Here is a 5052-nt window from a genome sequence, read left to right as displayed (position 1 = left end):
AGGTCAATGCGCTCTTTCTACCCGCTCCCAGGCCGCCGCGCAAGGACCCTGCTGACAAAGCCCCGCCACATGACGCCCACAGGCGTCATAGATTCGAAATTGCCGTTTGAACGGACACGGATGACACCCACAGGCGTCGTGGAATCCAAAACGCTTTATAAGAATGACGCCTGCAGGCGTCATGGAGCGTGAATCGCAGCAGGCCTCCGGTCGTTACAGGTTCGGGCCCCACTGCGCACAGTCTTAGTCAATTAAAAAGCAGGAGATACCTACCACGGCCACGGTAGATATCATGGCCGCGATATCTACCGTGGCCGTGGTAGCAGAAGCAGGAGGGCGATGCACTCGAATTCCGTATCAAGCTCGGTCAGAGCAGCAGCGAGACGCGTGATCACAGCTTTGCTAACCGGTAGGCGCACCGAGGTTTAAATCCGTCGGCGGTCAAGTTCCGTTGCACCTTGGGCGCCCGATGTCGAAGACAAATGATGCTCGGGGACGCACACGTAGTTAGGACAAAATTATTTCACCTTATGTCGTCTGCCCCCCCGGATCGGGAATGTCTTATAGGATGAAATCCACATTCCTGCGATTGACGCTGACGAGCTACATCAGCTCTACTAATTTTGTTTCGGGATTGAATGGAGTGTGGGTCCAGCAGGATGCTTTTGGTCCCGGGTGCTAGTAGGTTTCGTTCCACTGAATCTGAGTGGGGAAGAGGGCAAGGCATGTCCTTGGGCTCTACCATTTTTGCTGGTTCGAGGGGCGAAGCGGTGTGATCCGGTTCGTTCGGTATCAATGTCTCGCCTTGACTATTCTGAGTCATCTGAAAGGAAGGGAATAGTTCTTTTCAAGCCGATAGCCCACGAAAAGATTCTAGCTTCAGCTAAGTTTTTACATTTCTCGAGCAAATATGAAAAGCATGGAAATTCGCGCTAAAGATCGTGATGAAGAGCTTGTTCACCTGGCAGGAGAGAACTTTGAAATCAAACCTTCCAGAATTCACGGACGTGGTCTTTTCTCTGAGCGGACGTATCCGAAGCGCTTTGAAATGGGCGTCGCCTTCGTACGCTATGAAGCGGCACTGCCATTCAAGGACCATCTTGGTGAAAATAGGTATTGGGATCTGACGGATGAATGGTCGTCATTGTCGGCAATCGACTACGTAAATCATAGTTCTTCACCGAATTTGGCAGTGTACAAAAAATCAGAACATTTAATCATCGCCAGGTGCTTGAGAAATATCAGAAGAGGGGATGAGATCACGCTGGATTATAGGCAGGTCTGCAAGCTCAATAACATGCCTGTGCCTGAATTCTGTCGCGAGCAGTTCCGTGGTGGATGGATCATAGCGTAACGTCGAGATCCGGCGACGCCGCCGTCGGAATGGATATTTCTGCGGTCAGGCGCGCTTGAACCGGAAGTCATGGGCATGACGCATGAGCTCCTCAACGAATGAGATCGGGTGCACGCATACATGACCGGCTCCAGATGAAGGGAGACAATACCCGTGAGTGTGCGAGTTCTCGTTCTCGAACCTCCCGCACACTGACTCGCGGGCGGCTGTCTCATCGCAATGAAGACACTCAGGCTCGCCTTGTGGCAAGGTGGAACTGACCCGCGTATCGCGCGAACAGGGATGGCTCCAGGGTGAGGAGAAAAAACGTGACGCGTGGGGCGCAATGATATTAGGTGATCCATTCATACAGACGGTTGATCTGGTTGCCCTGCAAGCTTTTGCGCCCTGCATTGATACGCATAACTGATTAGGTAAGCGAGATATTATCCAGACTCAGTATAGCTTCGCATCCTGAATGAAATTTCTTAATTTATTTCGACGGGTTGCATCGACAATGATTGGCGAATTCAATTGATCAATTTTTATTGAAATCGAACAAAGGCGCTGATGTTTCGATGATTGATGAGTGCTCGGGTGAAACAGACGAAGTTATGCAATAAAAAGAAACAATAAAGTTCGTGTTGAATTAAGCGATTCTCCTATACTGAAATTCTCGGTTGGCGTCTCCGGCATATCGTTGCCCGCTCCTAGGAGCGGGCTTTTTTTGAGCATGCGCAACCGCGGGGACAAGTCCTCGGTGCACCCAACACGTTTTGATGTCCGGGATCAGCCCCGGCGTACTTTGGTAGGTCCATGATGCGGACGGATCATGGTGCGACGGACGAGTCATAGCGTCAATCCGTTCCCCCCGTCCATCAATTGACATCGTCCCCGGCCAAACCAGGTCCGATGTCGGCAAGATTCCGAAGTTCGGCCCATGCGCACTGCCGTCTGAAGTGCATCGATGATGCCGATCGCCGTTTTGCCGTGTTCGCCATTTTGTCGATATATGGTTAAGTTTAATTGTCGACCCATGACGCGAAGCGATGTGAAACAATTTTTTGGCCATGGCTACTGCGTAACACTCGTAATCTTTCTAATAGGTCAATTCTCACCTCGTCGCTCTGTGGATGTGCATTCAATTGATGTTGACGCGTCGTATGGCGGGATGACGCTGGACTTCAGCGAGAAAGAAAAGCGTGCCATGAACGACAACGGGACGGTCTGATGACGCTAACCAGTGATTACATCGTGATCGGCGCAGGCATCGCGGGCGCGTCCATCAGCTCATTTCTGGCACCGCACGGCGCGATTACCCTGCTGGAACAGGAGCGACTCCCCGGACACCACCGTCCCGAACGATCGGCGGCAGTCTTCAGCGTTGCTGATTGAAGCCGATACGATGCGATCGCTCGCGATGGCGAGCCGCTCCTTTCTTGTGGATCCCCCTTCCGGATTCTCGGATGACCCGCTGGTACATCCGCGTGGCTTTTTGACTGTCGCATGGGGTGACCGACGTGAACCTCTCGACAAGGAAGCGCGTTTGCTGAGCGAGGCGAATGCGAGATTCCAGTTCCTCGGCGCTAACGCCGATTGGCGGCAAGCGCGGCCGCCCGCTACACGCAGTCGGCATCACCACCGAAATCGCTCGACGCGGCGAGCTTCACGTCAGCGGGCTGGGCAAAACACGCCGGGTCGTCAAGCGAACCCTCTCGTGGCTTCACGACTTCCGACGACTGCGCATCCACTTCGAACCCACGACGCCCTCAGGCGCATTGCCAAGCATAGATGCGATGTCTTCATCGTCCATCGAATTCAAAGTCTCTGCGGGCGCAGCATTGTCGGGAGGAAACGGATCGTTCCATACGGTTGACTTGCCGAACTCGTCGACAATTTCGAGAAATCGGAAGAAACAAAATACTGAGGCTGACCAAAGAAATCGCCCCTCTATATTGGGCCTCCTACGAAATTCCTTCTCCGACAAATCGTTGCCCGCTCCCCGGGGCGGACTTTTTTTCAGCAGTTTCTGTAGATCGCATGCGGGCGCATCGCTATGTGGGTGGTTCGTCTCCTGCAGCTTTATAGCGGTGCATCATTCGGCCGACGTCGAGATCCTCGTCTGCACGCGGCTGCCAGTGAGGATTGAACGCGCTCTTTGGACCTTCATATGGCCCATGCAATGGCAGTCATGCTAGGCATGGTAGGCCATCTCCTGCCAGATTACGTTTCCGTTAAGCGTAGCGCGTGTCCATGCGGGATTCATGTCAATGCAAATTGGCGTGGCGATGAGACCGCAGGTGTTCCAATTGAGCTGGCGGTCTATCCCGGTGCTGTTCACGGTTTCACTCAGGTCGCTGAAGCCGCCCTCACACGGCGAGCTACCGAACATCGTTTCCAGGCGTTAGATCGATTCCTAAATCGTATGCGGTCCATCAGCAACGCCGCTCAATTCAGGTGGCGGAGCGCGTGACGCGTGGTAGGACCGCGATCAGCAGAGATTGGCCGGCAGCTTCCAGGGAAGCAGCGCGTCGTAGTCATCGACCGTCTTTGCCAGAGGCAACCGCTGGAACAGCTAGGTGAAGTAGCGATACGGGTCGATTCGATTGGCCTTGCTTGGTAACCGTCCGATCGTGGTGATGGGGGCAGAGCATTCGACGCAACTGCGCGAAACAATATTGGCCTTACAGAAGTCTTCTCGATAGTTAAGATTGGTCGCGTATGCAAAACGAATGGCTTGGGCCGTAATCAGGTGTCGCTGAGTGCCCCAAGTTTGGGCGCGAACAAAAAGAGACGTGTATGAATACCACATACAAGATAGTTTGGAGTGCCACGCGGTCGATGCGGATAGCCGTTGCCGAGACTTCACGTGGTCAAGGCAAGCAGAACCCCCTGCAGAGCCTGCGTGCGGTTACGTGTCTGATAGTGCTCTGCGCCTCACTGGTGCCTGAGGAGGCGAATTGCGCCTACACAGAAAATGTTCCCAGTAATGGGGTGTGGTATGTCATCAATGAAGTTATCGACGATGGCGGTACACAGACAGTATTTTGTAGCGGGGGTTGCGGCACCACAAACGGTGTTTACGTCAGCAGCGGGACACAGTCGTTAGCGGGCGGTAGCTCATTGTATACATCGGTAGGTAGCTCTGGTATCCAGGCCGTCATTGCAGGGTCTGCCTACGGTACGGTCGTTAGTCGCGGTGGTCTTCTTGCGGTGACCGGCGGTGTGACTTCGAACACTTCCCTGAGTGGCCAACAGACCGTAGCAGGCAGCGGCTCGGCGAATACCACTCTAGTCGGCGATGGAGGGCTGATACAGATACTGAGTGGAGGGAGTTCCAACCGTACCTTCGTTACCAGCGGTGGCACCGAGATCGTGGCCGATGGTGGGAAGGCCAATGACACGCAAATCAACGGTCGTGGGCAATCGCAGATCCTGAGTGGGGGCGTGGCAGCCGATGCTTATATTGTTTCGGGAGGCCAGCAAATTATCTCTGCTGGGGGCGCGACCCTTAACCCAGGTGTTGGAAGCGGCGGAGCGCTGACGGTATCTGATGGCGGCACGGCATCGAACGGATATGTTGACAGCCGTGGGATGCTGAAGGTATTTGCGGGCGGGCAGGTGAAGTCAGTCTGGATGGACTCGGGTGCGGCGCTGGTGGCGGACACGGATACCAACGTGACTGGCACCAACGCCTTGGGTGCCTTTTCGATCGACGC

The 5052-nt window shown here is 54.3% G+C and carries 3 protein-coding genes and 2 pseudogenes; 4 read left to right on the top strand and 1 reads right to left on the bottom strand.

Going from position 1 to position 5052, the window contains the following annotated elements; translation table 11 throughout:
- The first annotated feature begins 910 nt into the window (after window positions 1-910).
- The 3 genes and pseudogenes from M0D66_RS37810 to M0D66_RS37800 all read left to right on the top strand — a co-directional run.
- Window positions 911-1354: an SET domain-containing protein-lysine N-methyltransferase gene (locus M0D66_RS37810; protein WP_266212946.1), complete on the top strand. Its 444-nt coding sequence runs from the start codon at window positions 911-913 to the stop codon at window positions 1352-1354.
- A gap of 1209 nt (window positions 1355-2563) precedes the next feature.
- Complete coding sequence (locus tag M0D66_RS37805) at window positions 2564-2728, top strand: FAD-dependent oxidoreductase (RefSeq protein ID WP_266212945.1); 165 nt, start codon at window positions 2564-2566, stop codon at window positions 2726-2728.
- 251 nt (window positions 2729-2979) lie between these two features.
- Window positions 2980-3090, top strand: a pseudogene (locus M0D66_RS37800) (IS5/IS1182 family transposase); the annotation flags it as partial.
- Window positions 3091-3824: 734 nt separating this feature from the next.
- On the opposite strand, the pseudogene M0D66_RS37795 reads toward M0D66_RS37800, so the two are convergent.
- Window positions 3825-3947, bottom strand: a pseudogene (locus M0D66_RS37795) (transposase domain-containing protein); the annotation flags it as partial.
- 185 nt (window positions 3948-4132) lie between these two features.
- Between M0D66_RS37795 and M0D66_RS37790 the strand changes: the two are divergent.
- Window positions 4133-5052 (top strand): ESPR-type extended signal peptide-containing protein (locus M0D66_RS37790; RefSeq protein WP_266212944.1); only part of this gene is annotated, 920 nt, incomplete at its 3' end.

The sequence above is a fragment of the Paraburkholderia sp. SECH2 genome (assembly GCF_030464795.1).
GTDB classification, from domain to species: Bacteria; Pseudomonadota; Gammaproteobacteria; order Burkholderiales; family Burkholderiaceae; genus Paraburkholderia; species Paraburkholderia aspalathi.
The sequence above is the reverse complement of the archived record's forward strand: the minus strand, read 5'-3'. Positions and strand labels throughout refer to the sequence as shown.